Here is a 19806-nt window from a genome sequence, read left to right as displayed (position 1 = left end):
AACTGCTTGAAATGGATGTGAACAGGGACGGAGGCAACACAGTGAGCGCACAGGTGCTAGTTATGCAGGAGAAGTTCGTGGAAAAAGTCTGGCTGAAGCGTTATCCAGAAGGGGTGCCCGCCGAGATCAATCCAGACCAATACAGCTCCCTGGTCGAAATGTTTGAAGAGTCGGTGAACGAATTCGCCGACCAGCCTGCCTTCGTCAACATGGGGCAGACCATTACCTACCGTCGCCTCGAAGAGCAGTCCCGCGCCTTTGCCGCCTACCTGCAAAACGAGCTCAAGCTCAGTCAGGGTGACAGGGTCGCCGTGATGATGCCCAACCTGCTGCAGTACCCCATCGCGGTGTTCGGCATCCTGCGTGCCGGCATGATAGTGGTCAACGTCAACCCGCTGTACACCCCGCGCGAGCTGGAGCATCAGCTCAAGGACTCCGGCGCCAAGGCCATCGTCATCGTTTCCAACTTTGCCCATACCCTGGAAAAAGTGGTCTACGACACCCCGGTCAAGCACGTGATCCTGACCCGCATGGGCGACAACCTGGGTCTGGCCAAGGGCACTCTGGTCAACTTCGTGGTGAAATACGTCAAGAAGCTGGTGCCCAAATACAATCTGCCCCACGCCAGCACCATGCGCCAGGCGCTGGCAAAAGGCCGCTATCTGCAGTACATCAAACCCGAGATCAACAACGACGATCTGGCCTTCCTGCAGTACACCGGCGGTACCACCGGCCTCTCCAAGGGGGCCATGCTGACTCACCGCAATCTCATCGCCAACGTCGAGCAGTGCCTCGGGGTATACGGCCCCATGCTGGAACGGGGCAAGGAGTTCGTGGTCACCGCGCTGCCGCTCTATCACGTGTTTGCATTGACCGTGAACTGCCTGCTGTTCATGCGCATCGGCGGTTACAACCTGCTCATCAGCAACCCGCGCGACATCCCGGGCTTTGTCAAAGAGATCAGAAAGTACCCATTTACCTGCATCACCGGGGTCAACACCCTGTTCAATGCGCTGGTCAACAATGGCGAGTTCCAGTCGATGGACTTCTCCCGCCTGAAGCTGACCATAGGTGGTGGCATGGCGGTACAGCGGGCGGTGGCCGAGCAGTGGAAAGGGCTGACCGATACGCCGCTACTGGAAGGCTACGGCCTGACCGAGTGTTCGCCGCTGGTGAGCGTCTGCCCCTATGATCTGCTCGACTACAACGGTTCCATCGGCCTGCCGGTCTGCTCTACCGACATTCGGCTGGTGGATGATGCAGGCCAGGTGATCCACGAGCTTGGCAAACCCGGCGAGATGCAGGTGCGCGGCCCGCAGGTGATGAGCGGTTACTGGCAGCGGCCGGAAGCCACCGCCGAGGTGATGCAGGATGGCTGGCTCTGTACCGGCGACATCGCGGTGTGCGACGAGCAGGGCTTCTTCAAGATTGTCGATCGCAAGAAGGACATGATCCTGGTCTCCGGCTTCAACGTCTATCCGAACGAAATTGAAGACGTGGTGGCGCTGCACCCGAAAGTGCTGGAAGTGGCCGCCGTCGGCGTGCCACACAAGGTCTCCGGCGAGCTGGTGAAGATCTTCGTGGTCAAGAAAGATGCAAAGCTGCAGGAAGACGAGATTATTGCTCACTGCCGCAAACATCTGACTGCCTATAAGGTACCGAAACTGGTAGAATTTCGTGACGAACTTCCCAAGACCAATGTGGGCAAGATCCTGCGCCGCGTGCTGCGCGACGAGGAGATTGCCAAGCAGTAACCGGCGTGGCGCTGCCAAGCAGCATGCCGTCGTTATGCAAAACCGTGGGTCAGCCCACGGTTTTTTCTTTTGGCCCTGATCAACGCGCAGGCACAGATGCACTATCAACTCATTTCACAGCAAGCCGAACTGGAGCAGTATCTCGCCTCCCTGGCCGACGTTCCCCTGGCCATCGATACTGAATTCGTTCGCACCCGCACCTACTATCCCCAGCTGGGCCTGTTCCAGATCTATGACGGTGAGCATCTGGCACTGCTGGATCCGCTGACGCTGGATCTCTCCTCCCTCTGGCAACGGCTCGGCCGGGCAGGGCAGATCGCCATCTTGCACGCCTCCGGTGAAGATCTGGAGCTTATTCAGCATCAGGCAGGCCATCTGCCCAACCAGATGCACGACACTCAGCTGGCAGCCGCCTTCCTGGGTTACGGGGTATCGGTCGGTTTTGGCGCTCTGGTCAACGAGTTTCTCGCGGTGGAGCTGGAAAAGGATCAGGCCCGCACCGACTGGCTGGCGCGCCCGCTGACGCCCCGTCAGCTCGAGTACGCGGCGGCCGACGTGTTTTATCTGCTGCCGCTCTACGAGAAGGTGATGGCCAAGCTGCATGAGAGCGGCAAGTTCGCCTGGTTCGAACAGGAGTGCCAGAACCACTCCGCCCGCAAGACCCAGACCAGCGATCCCCGCCAGGCCTATCTCGACATCGTCAATGCCTGGCAACTGGGACGCCGCGAGCTGGCTATCCTGCGTGAGCTGGCCGCCTGGCGTCAGCAGGAGGCGGTGCGCCGGGATCTGGCCCTCAACTTCGTGGTCAAAGAGCTGCACCTGTTCAAGGTGGCGGAGCGCAGACCCACCTCCCTGCGCGATCTGAACGAGCTGGGGTTGGCCCCCATCGAGATCAAGATCCACGGCAAGCGGATGCTGGATATCGTGGCCGCGGCCCAGCAGAGCGCTCCCGACAGCTGGCCCGAGCCCATTCGTCGGCTGGTGGACTACCCCCAGTACAAGGCCGAGCTCAAGCGCATCAAGGGGATGGTGGAAGAGAAGGCCAAGGCCAGCAACATTCCACCCGAGCTGGTTGCCAGCAAGAAGATCATTCACCAGTATTTCACCTGGAGCTGGCGCATGAGCGACGAAGAGCGCGCCCGGGCCGACAAGCCGATGCTGCTGCAAGGCTGGCGCCATGAACTGGTTGGCCACTTGCTGGCACAGTGATCACAAGATAAAGAAAGGGGCCCTCGGGGCCCCTTTTTTTGTCGGCGTTACTGTAGCGGATAGCGGTAGCGAGCCAGGATCTGCCCGTACTCAGGGCTTTGCAAGAGGGTCCGGATCGCCTCATCAAGCCGTTGCAGCTGCTGCGGCGTGGTGGTGCGACGACTCAACATCAGGTGGACCGGGGTCTGCTGGATGTCGAGCAGGGTGGTCAGTTGATCGAGGGGGAGCCCGGCCAGATTGAGCTGCTGCAATCCCATGGGGTCCATGACAACCCCCTGGATCCGGCCAGCCAGCAGCAGCTTGATCAGTGGTTCCATTTTCAGCCTGACCAGCAGTCGCTGCTGCATCTGGGGTGACTGCATGAAGGTGCGAAAATCGGTGCCGTAATCAAAGTCACGCAGCAAGCCGATGGTGAAGTCCGGTCGGGAGAGCAAGTCGGAGAGCTGGGTTATCTCCTGCCAGCGCCCCTTGTCCTGGCGGCGGATGAGCAGCACTGTCTCTTCATTGCGATAGGGCAGGGTAAAGCGGGCATACAGGTCGCGCTCGGCGGTCTGGTTGGCGGACATGGTCAGTTGGATGGTGCCGAATTCCAGCTCGCGCAGCACGCGGGCCCAGGGCATCTCGCTGTAGTTGGCGTGAAACCCAGCCCGGTTGAAGATGGCTTCCAGCAGGTCGATATCCAGCCCCTGCAGTTGCTGCTGTTCGTCGCGAAAGCTGAACGGGTGCCAGCTTGACCAGCCTACCAGCAACGACTCTTGCGCCCAGGCGGAGCAGCACAAACACCATAACAACAAGACTCTGTACACGGAGATGTCCCTGTTCAGCGTGGTTGTTGTTGATTATTGAATAGAAATGTCGGGCTGACCAGCCCGCAGAAGAGGATGCACGGACGTGCATCCCTCAGAGTTCGTGGGCGTGGAATCCCTTGCGATAGCGGGCTTCGCAGTGTGGGCAGCGTTGCAGGGTCGGGTCCTGTTCCAGCTGTTCGATGGCCAGCGGCTCCTCGCAGTCGGAACAGAGGCCATAGAGGCCCAGATCCATCTGACAGAGGGCGGCATCGATGCGCTTGAGGCGAGCCACGCTCTGCTCCACCTTGGGCAAGTCGAGGCGGCTGGTCAGATCAACCAGTTGATCCCGCTCGCAGTGATCCACCTTTTCTGCCCACTCGTCACGCCGACAGGCTTTGAGCTGACCGATCAGCTCTTCTCTTACTTGCGCCCAGTCAGTCAGCAGGCGATCACGCCACACGGCCAACTGAGCTTGCGTCATTTCACACACACTAGCCCCCAACAGACGAATTACGAATCTGGGGCAGTATAGGGAAGCGACAGGATTATCAAGATGATATGCGTCAAGTAAAGGGCGGTTAGATCACAGTTTTCGACGCCTGCAGCAAGGCATCCCGGATGGGATGGGTCTCCTTGAGTACCCGTATTTCCCCAAACAGCCGATCCGCCTCGGGATACTCCCGTTTGAGATAGCTGAACCACTGCTTGATCCGGCTCGGGTAGTAGTCCGCCTTCTCGCTCGCCAAGTCCTGCTCGGTGTAGCTCACCATCAGCTGCAGCACCTCGGCCCAGCTCATGTGGGCACAGCCGGTCTTCATCACGTTGGCCAGATTGGGCAGGGAGATGGCGCCGCGGCCCACCATCAGGGTGTCGCAGCCGGAGACTTGGGCGCAGGTGAGGGCATCCGCATGATCCCAGATCTCGCCGTTGGCGGTGACGGGAATGGGCAGGGCACGGCGAATGGCGTCCACATACTCCCAGTGGGCCGGCGCCTTGTAGCCTTCGCGTTTGGTGCGGGCGTGCACGGCCAGCTCGTTGGCGCCACCTTGATGAACGGCCTGGGCGTTCTCCAGATAGAGCTCCTTGTCATCGTAGCCGAGGCGGATCTTGGCGCTCACCGGCAGATGGGCAGGCACCGCTTCGCGCACCGCCTTGACGATGCGATAGATGGTCTCGGGCTCTTTGAGCAGCACGGCGCCCCCCTTGCTCTTGTTGACCGTGGGGGCAGGGCAGCCGAAGTTGAGATCGACGCCAGGGGAGCCGAGTTCGATGGCTCGCAGCGCGTTTTCGGCCAGCCATTCTGGGTGCTGGCCCAGCAGTTGTACCCGCACCGGGGTGCCGGCCCGGGTCTTGCCGTCCTGTTTGAGCTCGGGGCAGAGGCGATAGAACACCTTGGCCGGCAGCAGCTGATCGACCACCCGGATGAATTCGCTGACGCAGAGGTCGTAATCGTTGACGGAGGTGAGCACCTCCCGCATCAAGTGATCCAGCACCCCCTGCATGGGGGCCAAAATAACGCGCATAACCGGTTCCGAAGGGCAAACAGAGAAAAAAGAGCGCAGATTGTAGTGGTAACGGGGCGGGTTGTCAGCCGTCACACCATGGGAATGGGCCATTATTGGCGCGCAAACCCCGTGATCTGGGGCATCAGTTGCCGTGATAATGGGAATCGTTGTTAACATGGGGGCGGATCCTGTTAGGATGACGCAAGGGCATGCAAGAGGGGCTGTGATGAAACGTTGGTGTTTGATGGGGTTGGGCTGGCTGGCATTCGTGACCGGCATCATCGGCATCGTGCTGCCCCTGTTGCCGACCACGCCCTTCATGTTGCTGGCGGCGGCCCTGTTTGCCCGCTCGTCCCCTCGTTTTCACCGCTGGCTGCTGGCCCATCCCTGGTTCGGGCCGCCCATTGCCGACTGGCAGCAGTATCGCGGCATTCGCCGCCATGCGCGGCGGCGCGCCATCCTCTTCATTCTGCTCTCCTTCTCGGTGTCGCTGGCGGTGGTCCCCCTGCTGTGGGTCAGGCTGCTGCTCATTGCCATAATGGTGATCCTGCTCACCTGGTTAATGCGTCTGCCGGTGCTGGAGCCAGTTGCAATGGAGAAGTGAAGTCCCTAAGCTATTGCGGCAATAATGCTATGGAGTCGGCCTGTCATTTTTGCGTGACGGGCCTTTTTATTTCCCGCTGGCGGGAAGCTGAGAGAAACGACCATCTGCGTCGAAAAACAAACGGTCAAACCATGAATCCGGAAACCCTGAAATTTATCGAAGCGAGCATCAAGACCATTCCCGACTATCCGAAGCCGGGCATCCTGTTTCGCGACATCACCAGCCTGATCGAGAATGCCGATGCCTTCAAGGCCACCATCGATCTGCTGGCCAATCACTATCGTGATCAAGGGATCACCAAGATTGTCGGTACCGAAGCGCGCGGCTTCATCTTCGGCGCGCCGGTTGCCTACGCCATGGGTCTGGGCTTCGTGCCGGTTCGCAAGCCGGGCAAGCTGCCCCGCGCCGTCATCGAAGAGTCCTATGCCCTCGAATACGGCACCGACACCCTGCAACTGCACACCGACGCCATCGTGCCCGGTGACAAGGTGCTGGTCGTGGACGATCTGCTGGCCACCGGCGGCACCGTCGATGCCACCGTCAAGCTCATTCGCCGCGCCGGCGGTGAAGTGGTTGATGCCGCCTTCATCATCTCCCTGCCGTCCCTCGGTGGTGATGCCCGCCTGACTGCCGCCGGCGTCAAGGTGGTTTCTCTGGTCGAACTGCCGGGCGAATAAGCCTTCAGTCTCACCAAGCAGGCAGGTCTCGTCAGCCTTGCCTGCGTCCAGACCGGTGCCCGTACGGGCATCGGTTTGAAATTCAAGCGATCCCTCCCGCCCTGGCCGATAGCCGATACAGCCCGCCCCGCATTTGTGTTAGCATCCAGCCTCAATGCCTTGTCATCCCTGCATCGAGATCTATGAGCTATCAGGTTCTGGCGCGTAAATGGCGCCCCCATACGTTTGAACAAGTGGTAGGCCAGCATCATGTGCTGACCGCCTTGACCAACGCCCTGGATCAGGGACGGCTGCATCACGCCTATCTGCTGAGCGGTACCCGCGGGGTCGGCAAGACCACCATCGCTCGCATCCTGGCCAAGAGCCTCAACTGCGAGCAGGGGATCAGCAGCCACCCGTGCGGGGTGTGCGACACCTGCCGCGAGATCGATCAGGGCAACTTCGTCGACCTGCTGGAGATCGATGCGGCGTCGCGCACCAAGGTGGAAGATACCCGCGAACTGCTCGACAACGTGCAGTACCGGCCGGCCCGTGGCCGCTTCAAGGTCTACCTCATCGATGAAGTGCACATGTTGTCGCGCCACAGCTTCAACGCGCTGCTGAAAACCCTGGAAGAGCCGCCCCCCTATGTGAAGTTCTTGCTGGCCACCACGGATCCGCAGAAGCTGCCGATCACCATCCTCTCGCGCTGCCTGCAGTTTCATCTGAAGAGTCTGGATCAGACCCAGATCGCCAAGCAGCTCGAATGGGTGCTGGATCAGGAGGGACAACCCTTTGAGCCGCGCGCCCTGTTGGCGCTGGCCAAGGCGGCCGACGGCAGCATGCGCGATGCCCTGAGCCTGACCGATCAGGCACTGGCTCATGGCAATGGCAGCGTGCGCCTCGATAGCGTGCTGGCCATGCTGGGCACGCTCGATCATCGCCATCTGCACCAGCTGCTGGAGGCGGTGCTGCGCCAGGATGCGCCGGCCACCATGGCCAAGATCACCGAAATCGCCACCCTGGGCCCCGATTTTGATCAGCTGCACGCCGAGCTGGAAGGCTTGCTCCATCGCATCGCCATGGCGCAGCTGCTGCCCGCCACCGTGCAGGAGCAGGGGGCGGACGCTGATGCCCTGCTGCAGCTGGCCCAGGCCATGAGCCCGGAAGAGGTACAGCTCTGTTATCAAATCGTGCTGGGCGGCCGTAAAGACTTGCCCTGGGCCCCCGATGGTCGCACCGCGCTGGAGATGACCTGCCTGCGGATGCTGGCCTTCTCGCCCCGGCGTGAAGTACTGCACCCCGCCAGCCTGACGGCGCTGCCCCCCGCCATGGGAGGGTTGGCGACAGAGGCGAGAAGTGGCGCAGCGGCGCCGGGAAAGCCCCAGGGGGCTGAGCCGGCCCCGGCTGCCAGTGCAGCGCCACAGGCTTCGTCTGCGCTTGCCGCCGCCGCGCCTGCAGCGCCCATGGCCCCTGTGGTGATGGCTGAGCCAGCAACTGTCGAGCCAGCTTTGGAGAGACAGGATAACGGCGCCGAGCTGGATCCGCTGTTTGCCGAGCAGGATGAGTTGCTGCGCGAGGCCGAGCAGATGGGCTACGAGGCGGCGACGTTGCCGGCCGCGTCCGGCGAAATGCCGGCAGAGCCGTCTGTGGCTCCTTCCTCAGAGCCTGTCATGGCCGAGCCCGAGCCCGAATCAATCCCGCAGGCCGAGGTGGTGGCCGACGCAGAGGCCGTTCCCTCGACGGTCTCCAGCATGCAAAGCCTGCTTGGCAAGCGCAATCTGTTGCGCAGTCGTCTGCGCAGCGAACCGTCTGTGGAGACCAGCGCTGTGCGCACTGCTCCCGCCAAACCGGTGGCAGCCGCCAGACCGGCAACTGCGATACAGTCAGCTTCCGCCACGCCATCCCCGGCTTTCGAACCGCAACCGGCGCGGGTTGATGGGCAAGGGCAGGCGTCTGCCCGGCCAGCCCCGCAGACGGGGTATGACGAGTTGCCGCCGCTCGATGCCTATGAAGAGAGCGGCAGCGACTACGAAGAGTATTTGAGCCAAGGTTTCAGCGATGCGTTCGCCAGCGCCCCTCTGCCGGAGCGGACTGCCCAGGTGGCGCCACCGGCGCCTGTCCCCGCGGCCGTGGCGCGTCCTCAGTCAGACGATCTGCCGCCTTGGGATCTGGAGGGTAGTGCACCTCGGCAGGCCACCGCAGCGCCTGTTGCGGCACCTGTGCCGGCTCCTCGCGAGGTCGTTGCCAGCGAGCCGGCGCCTGCTGTCTCGGTGATGGAGACCATCGACTGGGACGAGCTGGAGGGTGACAGCCAGCCGCAAGCGGGAGAAGTGGCGGCCAGATTGATCCCGTCCTCCCTGTTGAACAGCTGTGGCGATCCCTGGGCCGAGCTGATTGCCCGCACCGGTGTCGGTGGTCGGCTGCGTCAGCTGGCCATCAACTCGGTCATGAGCCAGCAGGGGGACAAGGTACTGTTGACCCTCAAACCGGAGCAGCGCCATCTGATCAGCGACAGGGCGCGCGCCGATCTGGCCGAGATCATCGGCCCCGAGCTGGGGCAACCGGTGCAGGTGGAGGTCACGCTGGGCAATGTGCCTGAGCAGGAGACGCCGCTGGATATAGAACATCGCCTCTATCTCGGGGTGCGTGAGCAGGTTACCCGGGATCTGGAGCAGGATCCCAACGTGCAATTTTTGCAGCAGCGATTTGGCGCCGTGCTTCACCACGACAGCATAGAGCCGCTGAGTCGCTGACAAACACCATGCCGGGCTTGGTGCCCGGTTGAAAAATGGTTTGGCTGTCCCCACTTAGGACGGGTAAACCCACGGCCCGGCGCTGGATGCCGGATTTCAAGACGAGAGACGACATATGTTTGGTAAAGGTGGAATGGGGAACCTGATGAAACAGGCCCAACAGATGCAAGAGCGCATGCAGAAGATGCAAGAGCAGCTTGCCCAGATGGAAGTGGTCGGTGAAGCCGGCGCTGGCATGGTCAAGGTCACCATGGCCGGCAGCCACAGCGTGCGCCGCATCGAGATCGACCCGAGCCTGATGGAAGATGACAAAGAGATGCTGGAAGATCTGGTGGCTGCTGCCGTCAACGATGCCGTGCGTCGCGTGGAAGAGCAGAACAAGAGCAAGATGGGCGAACTGACCGGCGGCATGCAACTGCCCCCCGGCTTCAAAATGCCGTTCTAAGCTCGGCCTGGCAGAGCGCGCCGTACCGTGTGTCTTGCGCATGACGGTGTGACCAGACGACACAGCGGATACAGAGATGTATCCGCTGTGTTTTTTTATCCGGTTTGCAAGGTGACAGCTACTCTTGTTTGGTTGCATGTTGGCTCACAGCTGTGCAGCGCTACCCCAGCCATGCAGGGGGATCATCAAGGAAGACAGCGTCCCTTCACCCAATAGATGGCTCGGGCATCCTTGTCCACCCTGGGGTGGCCTGTCGCCAGTAGCCGGTAAGGCTGCTCTGCCAGCAGTTGGGCCAGCTGGAAATGCGGGTCATCCTGGTTGATGAGCAGGCTGGTATAGACGGGGTCCCGGCAGGTCAAAATAGCATTGAGGCGGGTCTTGTCGACATTGGTTATTTGCCAGTTGCCATATACCGAGAATAATCCGCGTTCGGTTTCACCAAATTGCCAGCCGGCAATATTGTCGCGTTGTTCTATCGGTATTTTAAACAAGAAGTGTTGGGTGTCATCTTTCATATTCTTGGCGGCATCAATGGCGGGGTAAGCAAGAATAAACGTCAGCATAAACATAATACCGGCTGCGCTGGCCAGCAAGGTCGCGCCATGTATTTCACGCCAGCGCCACAACTGTTCTACTGCGAAGATAAGCAATATGGCCGCAAATACATGCCGCCAACCCAGCGTACTGATGACACTGAGCACCTTGTCGGGTATTTCCAGTGGCAACAGCGGCAGATAAAAGGGGGCCATCAGGAGCGCCAGTGCAAACAGGAACATGAACAAGGTCCAGCCACGGCCATAACCATTGAGCCAGCGAGGCCAGCAGACGCTCAGTTGCCCGATCATCAGGGCAAAGACCGGCATCAGTGGAAAGAGGTAGAGAGTTCGCTTGGTGGAGGCGATGCTGAGCAGCAGCAGGGTGCCAAGTGCCCAGCTCAGCAGAAACAGGCGGGAGGCGCTCCAGTGCTTCTGCCTGAGGGTCTGCCAGCACCAGAGCAGCACCAGGGGCAGCCAGGGCAGGGTGTATTCGGCCAGCCCGCCAAGGTAAAAGAGGTATTCACCGGGCTTGATGTGACCGAGTTCGGCCGAGCTGCCCGTCAACCTGCCCACCTGATTTTGCCAGAACCACTGCTGCCAGAGCGACTCCCCCTCAGGATGCTGCCACAGGGCAAGCAGCCAGCCGGCGATGGGGGCGACAAACAGGAGGGTCATACCGAGATGCTGTATCACGAAGCGGCCTCCCTCCTGGTGTGCAAGATGGCGTTTGAGTGCCGGCAGAAACAGCGCCAACCAGCCGAAGAAGAGGGTGATGGGACCGATGGGGCCCTTGACCAGAAAGCAGAGGGAGAGCCCAAGTCCCGCACACCAGAGCATGTGCTGGCGTTCCGCCAGATACCATTCGGCAAATGCCCACATGGTGAAGGCGACGAAAAAGGCGAGGCTGGTATCGACCCGGATCCAGTGGCTGTTCATGATGAAGCCCTCCATGGTACCCAGAGCGATCACCGACCAGAGGGCGGCAGTGCGGGAGCCCAATATCCGCCTGGCCAGCAGGCCGGTGAACAGCAGGGTTGCCATGGCCCACAGAGCCCCCACCAGACGCAGCGCCACCGTGATGCCGAGGTTGTCGTGCAGCAGGGCAAGAAAGGGAATGGTGAGGATGTAATAGAGGGGCGGCTTTTCGATGAAGCTGCTGCCGCCCAGTGTCGGGATGGCCAGTTCACGGCTGGTGAACATCTCCCAGGCGATGGCCGCCTCGCGAGGCTCGTCGGGGGTCCACAACTGGTGGCCAAACTGGCCCATCAGGGTGATGGCCAGCACCATCAGCAATAATCCGTACAGATGCGTATTCGGGGCTGTGCTAGTGGGCTGCATGAGGTCCTCTCGGCAGGCAAGGCTGCGCTTTGATAACGAACAGACTGACATCCGTGGTCAGAAAATGGGTCATGGTAATATCCATATTGATAAAGGCTCACCACACTAAAATATCGATGTTCAATCTAGTATCACATATTCTGATGGATGCTAATGAACAAGTTGTTACCAAATATTACTTAAGACGTTCACCTTAATTGTGGTGATACATGTTGTCTTGTTTCACCATTCGTCAATAAATACCTCGATGGCTTCATTTACACTTCTGATTTGGTCATCACTGAAGTGCTTGGCGAACCCTTAATAAATATGCTGACCATATATTGAGACTCCTGAACGTTGTTATGCTTTTAATTTTGCATACTGGTTTTCTGGATCTCGATGTGCGGAACCCTTGATGGAAGGTGCGCGTGGTATCGAGGGAATGGCGAAGGTAGGCAGAGCAGATGGCATTGCGTTGGGATCTTCGCTTGACTGGAGACGTCAACAGCAAGTGAGGTGATAGCGTCCTTTGGGTGTGCTCATGTTGCAGTCAGATCACCACCAACTGATCCACGTTGACCAAAACGTTGAGGAGGATGTTGGGGACGAAGGTCGAGATGAAGCGCTTCGAGTTGCCGAGAGAACCTTGCTGGTTGCCCGCAGATCTTTGGACAAGTTGCAGCCGATGCGTGCGAATGGCGGAGTGCGTTGCGCCGGCGGCAGGCCCAGAATAACTGGGGCAACGGTCCGGCTGGCGGGATGATTTTGTCGCCGCAGTGCAACTTGTCGCAACAAAGGATGCAAGAGGAGTGCTTTTGCGCACAATTGACCGTGGTACTGGCCTGTTGCCTTGTTGCAGACAGATCCAACATCAGCGACAAAGATCATATAAAACATTAACTTGGATTTAAGATTTTCGCTTTCGAAGACGCTTATGTCGTTTCATCATTACTATTTATGGATCAGTTATAAAACCTTTGTTCATTTGACTACTTTTCGCATTTCTCATTGCAGAGTAAGATGCCACTTCAATAAAAATAAGAATTAGGAGTTCGGGTGTGAAGGCATTAGTAAAAGAAAGGGTATCGCCCTATATAAGCCAGTTATATGAGTGCGGTATTAATGATTCTGACATTAAGTTGGTGGTGGACCAGTTCCGCTCCGACGTGTCGGGCAGCTCGTCGCTGTTCTTGTTGCGCGATGATGACAAGAGCGACGGCATCAAGCTCTTCGCGAGCGGCTTGACCGAGGCCCAGCAGCAGTTCTACGTCCAGCACCATCGCCAGGATGTGTGGTTCAATCACTATCTGGATAAGGGCTGCCAGGGGATCGTCAGCGCCAACACGCTGTCCAACTCGGCGGGTCTGCTGGCCAGCTTCGGCGCCCAGTTCGCGGCCGGCGGTGTCTGCCGGGTGAAGGGGCGGGGACTTAGCAGCCTGTGTACTTATCGGGCGGCCACCCAGGATGATTTCAGCGCCCAGGAAATTTCTTCCCTTGGCGAAGTTTATTCTGGCCTCGCGGCCTGGAGCCAACATTATTGGAACCTGCTGGCCCTGGAAACCCAGAACTATCAGCTGCAACAGCTGGTAAAAAACCACAATAAACCCAGCGCCATCGTGGATGACAAAGGGCATATTCATTATTCCAACGTAGCCTTCAATCGTATTGCCGACGAGAACGTGGAGTTGCGGGCAGGCAATGGTATTTTCTCGCTGCAAAATAAGGAGCAGCAACGCCAGTTCAAAGAGATATTGAATGGCTTTGCCTATCTGCTCCCCGGTGCCAGCGCTTATATGTCCATTCCCCGTCAGCCCAATCTGCGGCCGTTGCTGATCCAGTGCACCCTGATGAGCGGTCTTAACCGCTTCGAGCGGTATGTGGAAGTGGTGCTGCGGGATCCCGAACACTCCTTCAACCCCGACATCGAAGCGCTGGCCAGTCTCTATCCGCTCACCATCGGTGAGAAAGAGTTGCTGGTGCTGATGAGCAAGGGCTACAGCAGCAACGACATCGCCGAGCTGCGCGGCGTCAAGGTGGAAACCGTGCGCTCGACCCTGAAAGGGGTCTTCAAGAAGACCGATTGCCACAGCCAGAACGAGCTCTTGCTGTTGCTGCAATCCATCTCCTGATCCATGCAAGCTATGCTTGGAGTGAGCCGGACATAGTGCCCGGCTCGCGCCTCCCGGCCGGGAGGCCGGTTGGGGGAATGCAGGATGGAATCACTCAAGGCAAAGGATTACATGCAGACTCGGCCCATCACCTTCAGCGCGGAGATGATGGTGCAGGCGGCGGTGGAAAAATTTCTCAACAGCCGCCAGCTTGGCGGCCCCGTGGTGGATGGGCGGGGCCATCTGGTGGGCTGGGTCTCCGAGCAGGACTGCATCGCCGTCATGTTGAAAGAGGCCTATCACTGCGAACAGGTGGCCCAGGTACGGGACGTGATGCGCAAGGAGGTACTGGCCGTCGGCCCCGATACCAGCATCCTGGAGCTGGCCGAGATGATGATGGGGCAAAAACCCAAGATTTACCCGGTGGTGGAGGAGGGACATCTGCTCGGGGTCATCAGCCGCCACGACGTGATGCAGGCCATCCACGCCCAGCTGGGAGCCTGCTTCGTGCGCAAGGCGCGGGCCTGAACTCGGCTGATGGGGGTACTGTTGTCATCCCAAGAGCAGGCATCTGGCCTGCTCTTTCTTATGGTGATGGGGAGTGCCGCCTACCCGGATAACGCCTCTTTCATCGCCCTCGCGGCCGCTTTAAGGCTTGCACCCTCCGGCCTCGCTCTTTAGGATCGCTCGAAGCTATCGATATGGCCCTCTTGCCGGGCACTCTTTTAAGGAATTCGTACCTTGTCTCTCTCCATCGAGGCGCTGCGCCGCCGTCTCTCTGCCTGCATGAATCTCGACGCCCGCCGTCTCTCCAGCCGTTTGCACGGAGCCAAGAAGCTGCCCGAGGGCAAACAGGCGGCCGTGCTTGAGACCATCGCCGCCGATCTGGATGCGGCACTGGCGCGTTATCAGTCCCGTCTGGCAGGCGTACCCAAGGTCACCTATCCGGACAACCTGCCGGTCAGCCAGAAGCAGGCGGAGATCGCCAAAGCCATTGAAGAGCACCAAGTGGTGATCATCGCCGGTGAAACCGGCTCGGGCAAAACCACCCAGATCCCCAAGATCTGTCTGGCGCTCGGGCGTGGAGTGAAGGGTTTCATCGGCCACACCCAGCCGCGTCGTCTGGCGGCCCGCACCGTGGCGGCCCGCATTGCCGAAGAGATGGAGTCCGAGCTCGGTCACTACGTGGGCTACAAGGTGCGCTTTACCGATCAGGTGAGCGAACAGACCCACATCAAGCTGATGACCGACGGTATTCTGCTGGCGGAGATCCAGAACGACCGGATGCTCACCCAGTACGACACCATCATCATCGATGAGGCCCACGAGCGCAGCCTCAACATCGATTTCATCCTAGGTTACTTGAAGCAGCTGCTGCCAAGGCGCCCCGACCTCAAGGTGATCATTACCTCGGCCACCATAGACCCGCAACGCTTCTCCCGCCATTTCAACAAGGCACCGGTGATCGAGGTCTCCGGTCGCACCTATCCGGTGGAGGTGCGCTACCGTCCGCTCACCAGTGATAAAAGTGAAGGGCTGGAGGAGCGCGACGAGCTGCAGGGGATCTTCGATGCAGTGGAAGAGCTGGCCCGCGAGGGGCTGGGGGACATCCTCATCTTCATGAACGGCGAGCGGGAGATCCGCGATACCGCCGATGCCCTGCGCAAGCTCAACCTGCGCGACACCGAGGTGCTGCCGCTCTACGCCCGCCTCTCCAACGCAGAGCAGAACAAGGTGTTCCAGCAACACGCCGGGCGGCGCATCGTGCTCGCCACCAACGTGGCGGAAACCTCGTTGACGGTGCCGGGCATTCGCTACGTCATCGATCCGGGCACCGCCCGCATCAGCCGCTACTCCTGGCGTACCAAGGTGCAGCGCCTGCCTATCGAGCCGGTCTCCCAAGCCAGCGCCAACCAGCGTAAAGGTCGCTGCGGCCGGGTGGCGGACGGTATCTGTATCCGCCTCTACTCCGAGGAGGATTTCAACGGCCGCCCGGCCTTCACCGACCCCGAGATCCTGCGCACCAACCTGGCCTCCGTCATCCTGCAGATGCTGGCGCTCGGCCTTGGCAACATGGAGGCCTTCCCCTTCGTCGAGCCACCCGAGTCGCGCCATATCAAGGATGGCCTGACCCTCTTGAAAGAGCTGGAGGCGGTGCGCGAGCTGCCCGCCACGGGCGATCGCGAAGCGAAACTGCAGCTGACCGAGACCGGTCGCCAGCTCTCGCGCATCCCCCTTGATCCGCGTCTGGCGAAGATGGTGATCAGTGCGGCGCAGACCGGCTGTCTGAGCGAGGTGATGGTGATCACCGCGGCTCTCAGCATTCAGGATCCTCGCGAGCGGCCCATGGAGAAGAAGCAGGCCGCCGACGAGCAGCACAGACGTTTTGAGGACAAGGATTCCGATTTCCTCGCTTTCGTTAACCTCTGGAACTACCTGAAAGAGCAGCAGGATGCCCTTGGCAGCAACCCGTTCCGCCGCATGTGCCAGAAGGAGTTTCTCTCCTACCTGCGGGTGCGCGAGTGGCAGGACATTCACTTCCAGCTGCGGCAGACCGTCAAAGAGCTTGGTTTTAAAGCCAACCATGAGCCGGCGGATTTCAAGACGGTGCACTGTGCCCTGCTGACCGGCCTCTTGAGCCATATCGGCAACAAGGATCTGGAAAAGCCCGAATTCCTCGGCGCCCGCAACGGCCGTTTCCACCTGTTCCCAGCCTCAGGTCTGTTCAAGAAGCCACCCAAGTGGGTGATGGCTGCAGAATTGGTGGAGACCTCGCGTCTCTACGCTCGCATCAACGCCAAGATTGAACCCGAGTGGGTGGAGCCGCTGGCGGGCCACCTCATCAAGCTGCACCACAGCGACCCCCACTGGTCGAAGAAAAACGGCGCCGTGATGGCTAAGGAGAAGGTGACGCTTTATGGCCTGACCCTGGTCAACGAGCGCACCATCAACTTCAGCCGCATCGACCCGGCGCTGTGCCGCGAGCTGTTTATCCGTCGCGCCCTGGTGGAGGGGGATTTCGAGACTCGCCACCGCTTCTTCAGTGACAACCGCAAGCTCCTAGCCGAGGTGGAGGCGCTGGAGCACAAGTCCCGTCGTCGCGACATTCTGGTGGATGACGAGGACTTGTTCCGCTTCTACGATGCCCGTTTGCCGGAGGATGTGATATCAAGCCGCCATTTCGACAAGTGGTGGAAAGAGGCGCAAAAGCAGGACGCCGAGCTGCTCAACTTCGAGAAAGAGATGTTGATGAAGGGGGATGCGGCCCACATCAGCGATCTTGACTACCCCAACTTCTGGCAGCAGGGGCGCCTCAAGCTCAAGCTGACCTATCAGTTCGAGCCGGGGGAGGCGGCGGATGGCGTGACCCTGCATATTCCGCTGCCGCTCCTGAACCAGGTGGAGGTGATGGGGTTCGAGTGGCTGATCCCGGGGCTGCGTCACGAGCTGTTGGTGGCCCTCATCAAGTCGATGCCAAAGCCGATGCGCAAGAACTTCGTGCCAGCGCCCAACTATGCCGATGCGCTGCTCGCCAGCATCAACCCGGAGCAGGGGCCGCTCTTGGACGAGATGGAGCGCCAGCTGCGCCGCATGACCGGTGTGACCGTGCCCCGTGAATCCTGGGACTGGGCTGCGGTGCCCGATCACCTGAAACTCACCTTCCGGGTAGTGGACGACAAATACAAGAAGGTGGCGGAAGGCAAAGATCTGGAGGCATTGAAAGAGTCGCTGCGCGGCAAGGTGCAGGAGACCCTGTCACAAGTGGCGGACGATGATATCGAGCAGTCCGGCCTTACCCTGTGGAGCTTTGGCGAGCTGCCCCAAGAGTACAGTCAGAAGCGGGGCGGTTTCGAGGTGAAAGCCTATCCGGCCCTGGTGGATCAGAAGGATTCGGTCGCCATCCAGCTGGTGGAGAGCCCGGTGGTGCAGCAGCAGCTGATGTGGGCGGGCCAGCGCAGGCTGGTGCTGCTCAACGTGCCATCGCCCATCAAGTATCTGCAGGAGAAGCTGCCCAACAAGGCCAAGCTGGGGCTCTATTTCAACCCGTTTGGCAAGGTGGCCGAGCTTATCGATGACTGCATCGCCTGCGGCTGTGACAAGCTGATTGAGCAGCACGGCGGCATGGCCTGGGACGAGGCCGGTTTCGAGGCGCTCAAGGAGTATGTCCGCGCCGAGCTCAACGATGCGGTGGTGGAGGTGGCCAAGCAGGTGGAAGCCGTGCTGACGCTGTCCCATGAGATCAAGAAACGGCTCAAGGGCAAGATGCAGCTCGACACCGCCTTTGCCATGTCCGATATCCAGCAGCAGCTGGGCAACCTCATCCACAAGGGCTTTGTCACCGAGACCGGCTGGCAGCGGCTACCTGACTTGCTGCGCTACCTGCGGGCCATCGAGCGGCGTCTCGAGAAGCTCGCCATCGATCCCAACCGGGATCGGGTCTACATGCTCAAGGTGCATAGCGTGGAGTCCGAGTACAAGGCGCTGCTAGCCAAGATCCCCAAATCCCAGCTTATTCCCACCGAGGTGGCCAATATTCGCTGGATGATCGAGGAGCTGCGGGTGTCGTTTTTTGCCCAGAATCTGGGAACCCCCTATCCGGTCTCCGATAAACGGGTGCTGAACGCTATCGCTCAGTGCTAATCTGCTGTAAAGGAGAGGGGCCGGTGCCGTATTACCGGCCGGTTGGACGCTGACGGAGGAGCAAGGATGCTTGGAATCTGGTTAGGGATGGCGATGGTCAACATCAGTGGCTATCAACCCATTGCCGAGCAAACCTGGGTGCAACTGAACCCGGAATACTACCCGCTGCAACGCACCCCGCCCGCCATGTTCGTGGCCTGGCGGGGCAATCAATTTCCCACCTTGGAACTCAAGAAGAAGAAGGGGCGCTGGCAGGTGCTGTTTCCGGCCAGGCTGGTGCCACCGTTCGATCTGTTCGAAGGGGAGGCCGAGCTCTCCAAGGCCTATTTGGCCAGGTTAAGGCGCATTGACGAGGCGGCCTACGGGCTGGCCCCCGTTGCTATCCCCCCTTATCAGCATCATCAGCAGCAAGAGGTGGTCACCCTTGGCGTGTCCTTTATGGCCGAGTTTGCCGCGCCGCAACGACCAGGTCAGCCCCGTAGCAATAGTACAGAGGGTGCCGAGCCCCTGCTGGCCGTTCTGAATCTGCGAGCGGCGGACTGGCAAGCGCCTACGACGCTGCTTGCACAAGCAGGTGAGGCGCAGGAGCCCGCGCTGGTTTCACTGGCGAGCGAGCCGACCGGCAGTACCCTCACGCTGGCGGCGCCAGCGGCGGGCGGCAAACGGGTATGTCATCAGGTTGCGGCGGGGGAGACGCTCTGGCGTATCGCCGCCATGCTGGCCCAGAGCGGTACCGTGACGGGGGCGGCGGGGGATACCTACAGCTATCTGCTGGCCATCGTCGATGACAATCGGGCGCTGATGGGCAACGGTATTCGGGTCAAGGCCGGAGACACCCTGTATTGTCCGGCGCCGCAGACCCTGGCCCGCTTCGATGCCCTGAGCCCGGCCCAGCGGCAGCAGCGCTTTGCCCGGTTGGAGCAGGGGCGTTAAGGTCTCTTGTCACTGTTCGGAGCCCGTGATAGTATGCGCCCTCGTTTTGCGAGGTGCTGACCGGTCGCAGTCAACACCATACATTCATCTATATTGAGATAAACATTATGTCTTTCGTATTCCAAGCTGAAGTCCGTTCTGACCTGGGGAAAGGTGCGAGCCGCCGCCTGCGTCATGCTGACCAAGTTCCTGCCATCGTTTACGGTGCAGGCAAAGAAGCCCAGTCCATCACCGTTGACCACAAGAAATTCATCCTGGCCCAAGAAAAGCCGGAATTCTACGAGTCTGTACTGACTCTGGTTATCAACAGCGAAGAAGTTAACGTGAAAGTGAAAGCTATCCAGCGTCACCCGGTACGTTACAAGCTGGTTCACCTGGACTTCGTTCGCGTTTAATCGACAGCGAACGTTCCAGTAAAGAGGCCACCCAAACGGGTGGCCTCTTTGTTTTTACAGCATTTTTCCCCGATAAAAATAAAATACTCAAATAGTACTGTTAGTCTTTACTTGTAGGCATGATTGACAGCAACACACCAACTGTGATGCTCTGGC

General features: G+C 59.8%; 15 protein-coding genes. 11 read left to right on the top strand and 4 right to left on the bottom strand.

All coding sequences use genetic code 11. The features are described 5' to 3' along the window. The first annotated feature begins 77 nt into the window (after positions 1-77). Positions 78-1754 (top strand): long-chain-fatty-acid--CoA ligase FadD, encoded by a 1677-nt coding sequence (fadD, locus tag OKC44_RS09695; protein ID WP_011706061.1) that lies wholly within the window; start codon positions 78-80, stop codon positions 1752-1754. A 96-nt stretch (positions 1755-1850) separates the two neighbouring features. After that, positions 1851-2963 (top strand): ribonuclease D, encoded by a 1113-nt coding sequence (rnd, locus tag OKC44_RS09690; protein WP_270812504.1) that lies wholly within the window; start codon positions 1851-1853, stop codon positions 2961-2963. A 47-nt stretch (positions 2964-3010) separates the two neighbouring features. On the opposite strand, the gene OKC44_RS09685 is transcribed toward rnd, so the two are convergent. The 3 genes from OKC44_RS09685 to dusC all read right to left on the bottom strand — a co-directional run bounded on the left by OKC44_RS09685 (position 3011) and on the right by dusC (position 5274). After that, positions 3011-3769: a substrate-binding periplasmic protein gene (locus tag OKC44_RS09685; protein ID WP_017408381.1), complete on the bottom strand. Its 759-nt coding sequence runs from the start codon at positions 3767-3769 to the stop codon at positions 3011-3013. A 94-nt stretch (positions 3770-3863) separates the two neighbouring features. Beyond that, on the bottom strand, positions 3864-4232 hold the full coding sequence (locus OKC44_RS09680; protein WP_073350354.1) for a TraR/DksA family transcriptional regulator: 369 nt from the start codon (positions 4230-4232) through the stop codon (positions 3864-3866). A 97-nt stretch (positions 4233-4329) separates the two neighbouring features. Continuing rightward, the gene (dusC, locus tag OKC44_RS09675) at positions 4330-5274 is read right to left on the bottom strand and encodes a tRNA dihydrouridine(16) synthase DusC (RefSeq protein WP_270812502.1); all 945 of its coding nucleotides are present in this window, start codon (positions 5272-5274) and stop codon (positions 4330-4332) included. Between the two features lie 208 nt (positions 5275-5482). Here dusC and OKC44_RS09670 point away from each other — a divergent pair, with 208 nt between their 5' ends. From OKC44_RS09670 to OKC44_RS09655, 4 genes are all read left to right on the top strand, one after another. Beyond that, the gene (locus tag OKC44_RS09670; RefSeq protein ID WP_011706066.1) at positions 5483-5860 is read left to right on the top strand and encodes a YbaN family protein; all 378 of its coding nucleotides are present in this window, start codon (positions 5483-5485) and stop codon (positions 5858-5860) included. Between the two features lie 131 nt (positions 5861-5991). After that, positions 5992-6537, top strand: coding sequence for an adenine phosphoribosyltransferase (gene apt, locus OKC44_RS09665; RefSeq protein ID WP_016350746.1), 546 nt, complete (start codon positions 5992-5994; stop codon positions 6535-6537). A 182-nt stretch (positions 6538-6719) separates the two neighbouring features. After that, positions 6720-9272, top strand: a complete 2553-nt coding sequence (dnaX, locus tag OKC44_RS09660) for a DNA polymerase III subunit gamma/tau (protein ID WP_270812500.1) — start codon at positions 6720-6722, stop codon at positions 9270-9272. 115 nt (positions 9273-9387) lie between these two features. Further along, positions 9388-9717, top strand: a complete 330-nt coding sequence (locus OKC44_RS09655; RefSeq protein ID WP_011706069.1) for a YbaB/EbfC family nucleoid-associated protein — start codon at positions 9388-9390, stop codon at positions 9715-9717. 185 nt (positions 9718-9902) lie between these two features. Here the strand turns inward: OKC44_RS09655 and OKC44_RS09650 are convergent, their stop codons facing one another. Beyond that, entirely contained in the window at positions 9903-11591 is a 1689-nt protein-coding gene (locus OKC44_RS09650) for an ArnT family glycosyltransferase (RefSeq protein ID WP_333563244.1), read from the bottom strand. 1040 nt (positions 11592-12631) lie between these two features. Here OKC44_RS09650 and OKC44_RS09645 point away from each other — a divergent pair. From OKC44_RS09645 to rplY, 5 genes are all read left to right on the top strand, one after another. After that, the gene (locus OKC44_RS09645; RefSeq protein ID WP_011706072.1) at positions 12632-13702 is read left to right on the top strand and encodes a helix-turn-helix transcriptional regulator; all 1071 of its coding nucleotides are present in this window, start codon (positions 12632-12634) and stop codon (positions 13700-13702) included. 84 nt (positions 13703-13786) lie between these two features. Continuing rightward, positions 13787-14209 (top strand): CBS domain-containing protein, encoded by a 423-nt coding sequence (locus tag OKC44_RS09640; RefSeq protein WP_016350742.1) that lies wholly within the window; start codon positions 13787-13789, stop codon positions 14207-14209. Between the two features lie 213 nt (positions 14210-14422). Next, complete coding sequence (hrpA, locus tag OKC44_RS09635; RefSeq protein ID WP_270812495.1) at positions 14423-18322, top strand: ATP-dependent RNA helicase HrpA; 3900 nt, start codon at positions 14423-14425, stop codon at positions 18320-18322. Positions 18323-18388: 66 nt separating this feature from the next. Further along, positions 18389-19255, top strand: a complete 867-nt coding sequence (locus OKC44_RS09630) for a hypothetical protein (protein WP_219280830.1) — start codon at positions 18389-18391, stop codon at positions 19253-19255. 107 nt (positions 19256-19362) lie between these two features. Further along, positions 19363-19650, top strand: coding sequence for a 50S ribosomal protein L25 (gene rplY, locus OKC44_RS09625; protein WP_270812491.1), 288 nt, complete (start codon positions 19363-19365; stop codon positions 19648-19650). Positions 19651-19806 lie beyond the last annotated feature (156 nt).

The organism is Aeromonas sp. S41-2 (assembly GCF_027705845.1).
Taxonomy (GTDB): Bacteria; Pseudomonadota; Gammaproteobacteria; order Enterobacterales; family Aeromonadaceae; genus Aeromonas; species Aeromonas hydrophila.
Note: the sequence above shows the minus strand (reverse complement) of the source record. Positions and strands in the feature narration are given on the sequence as shown.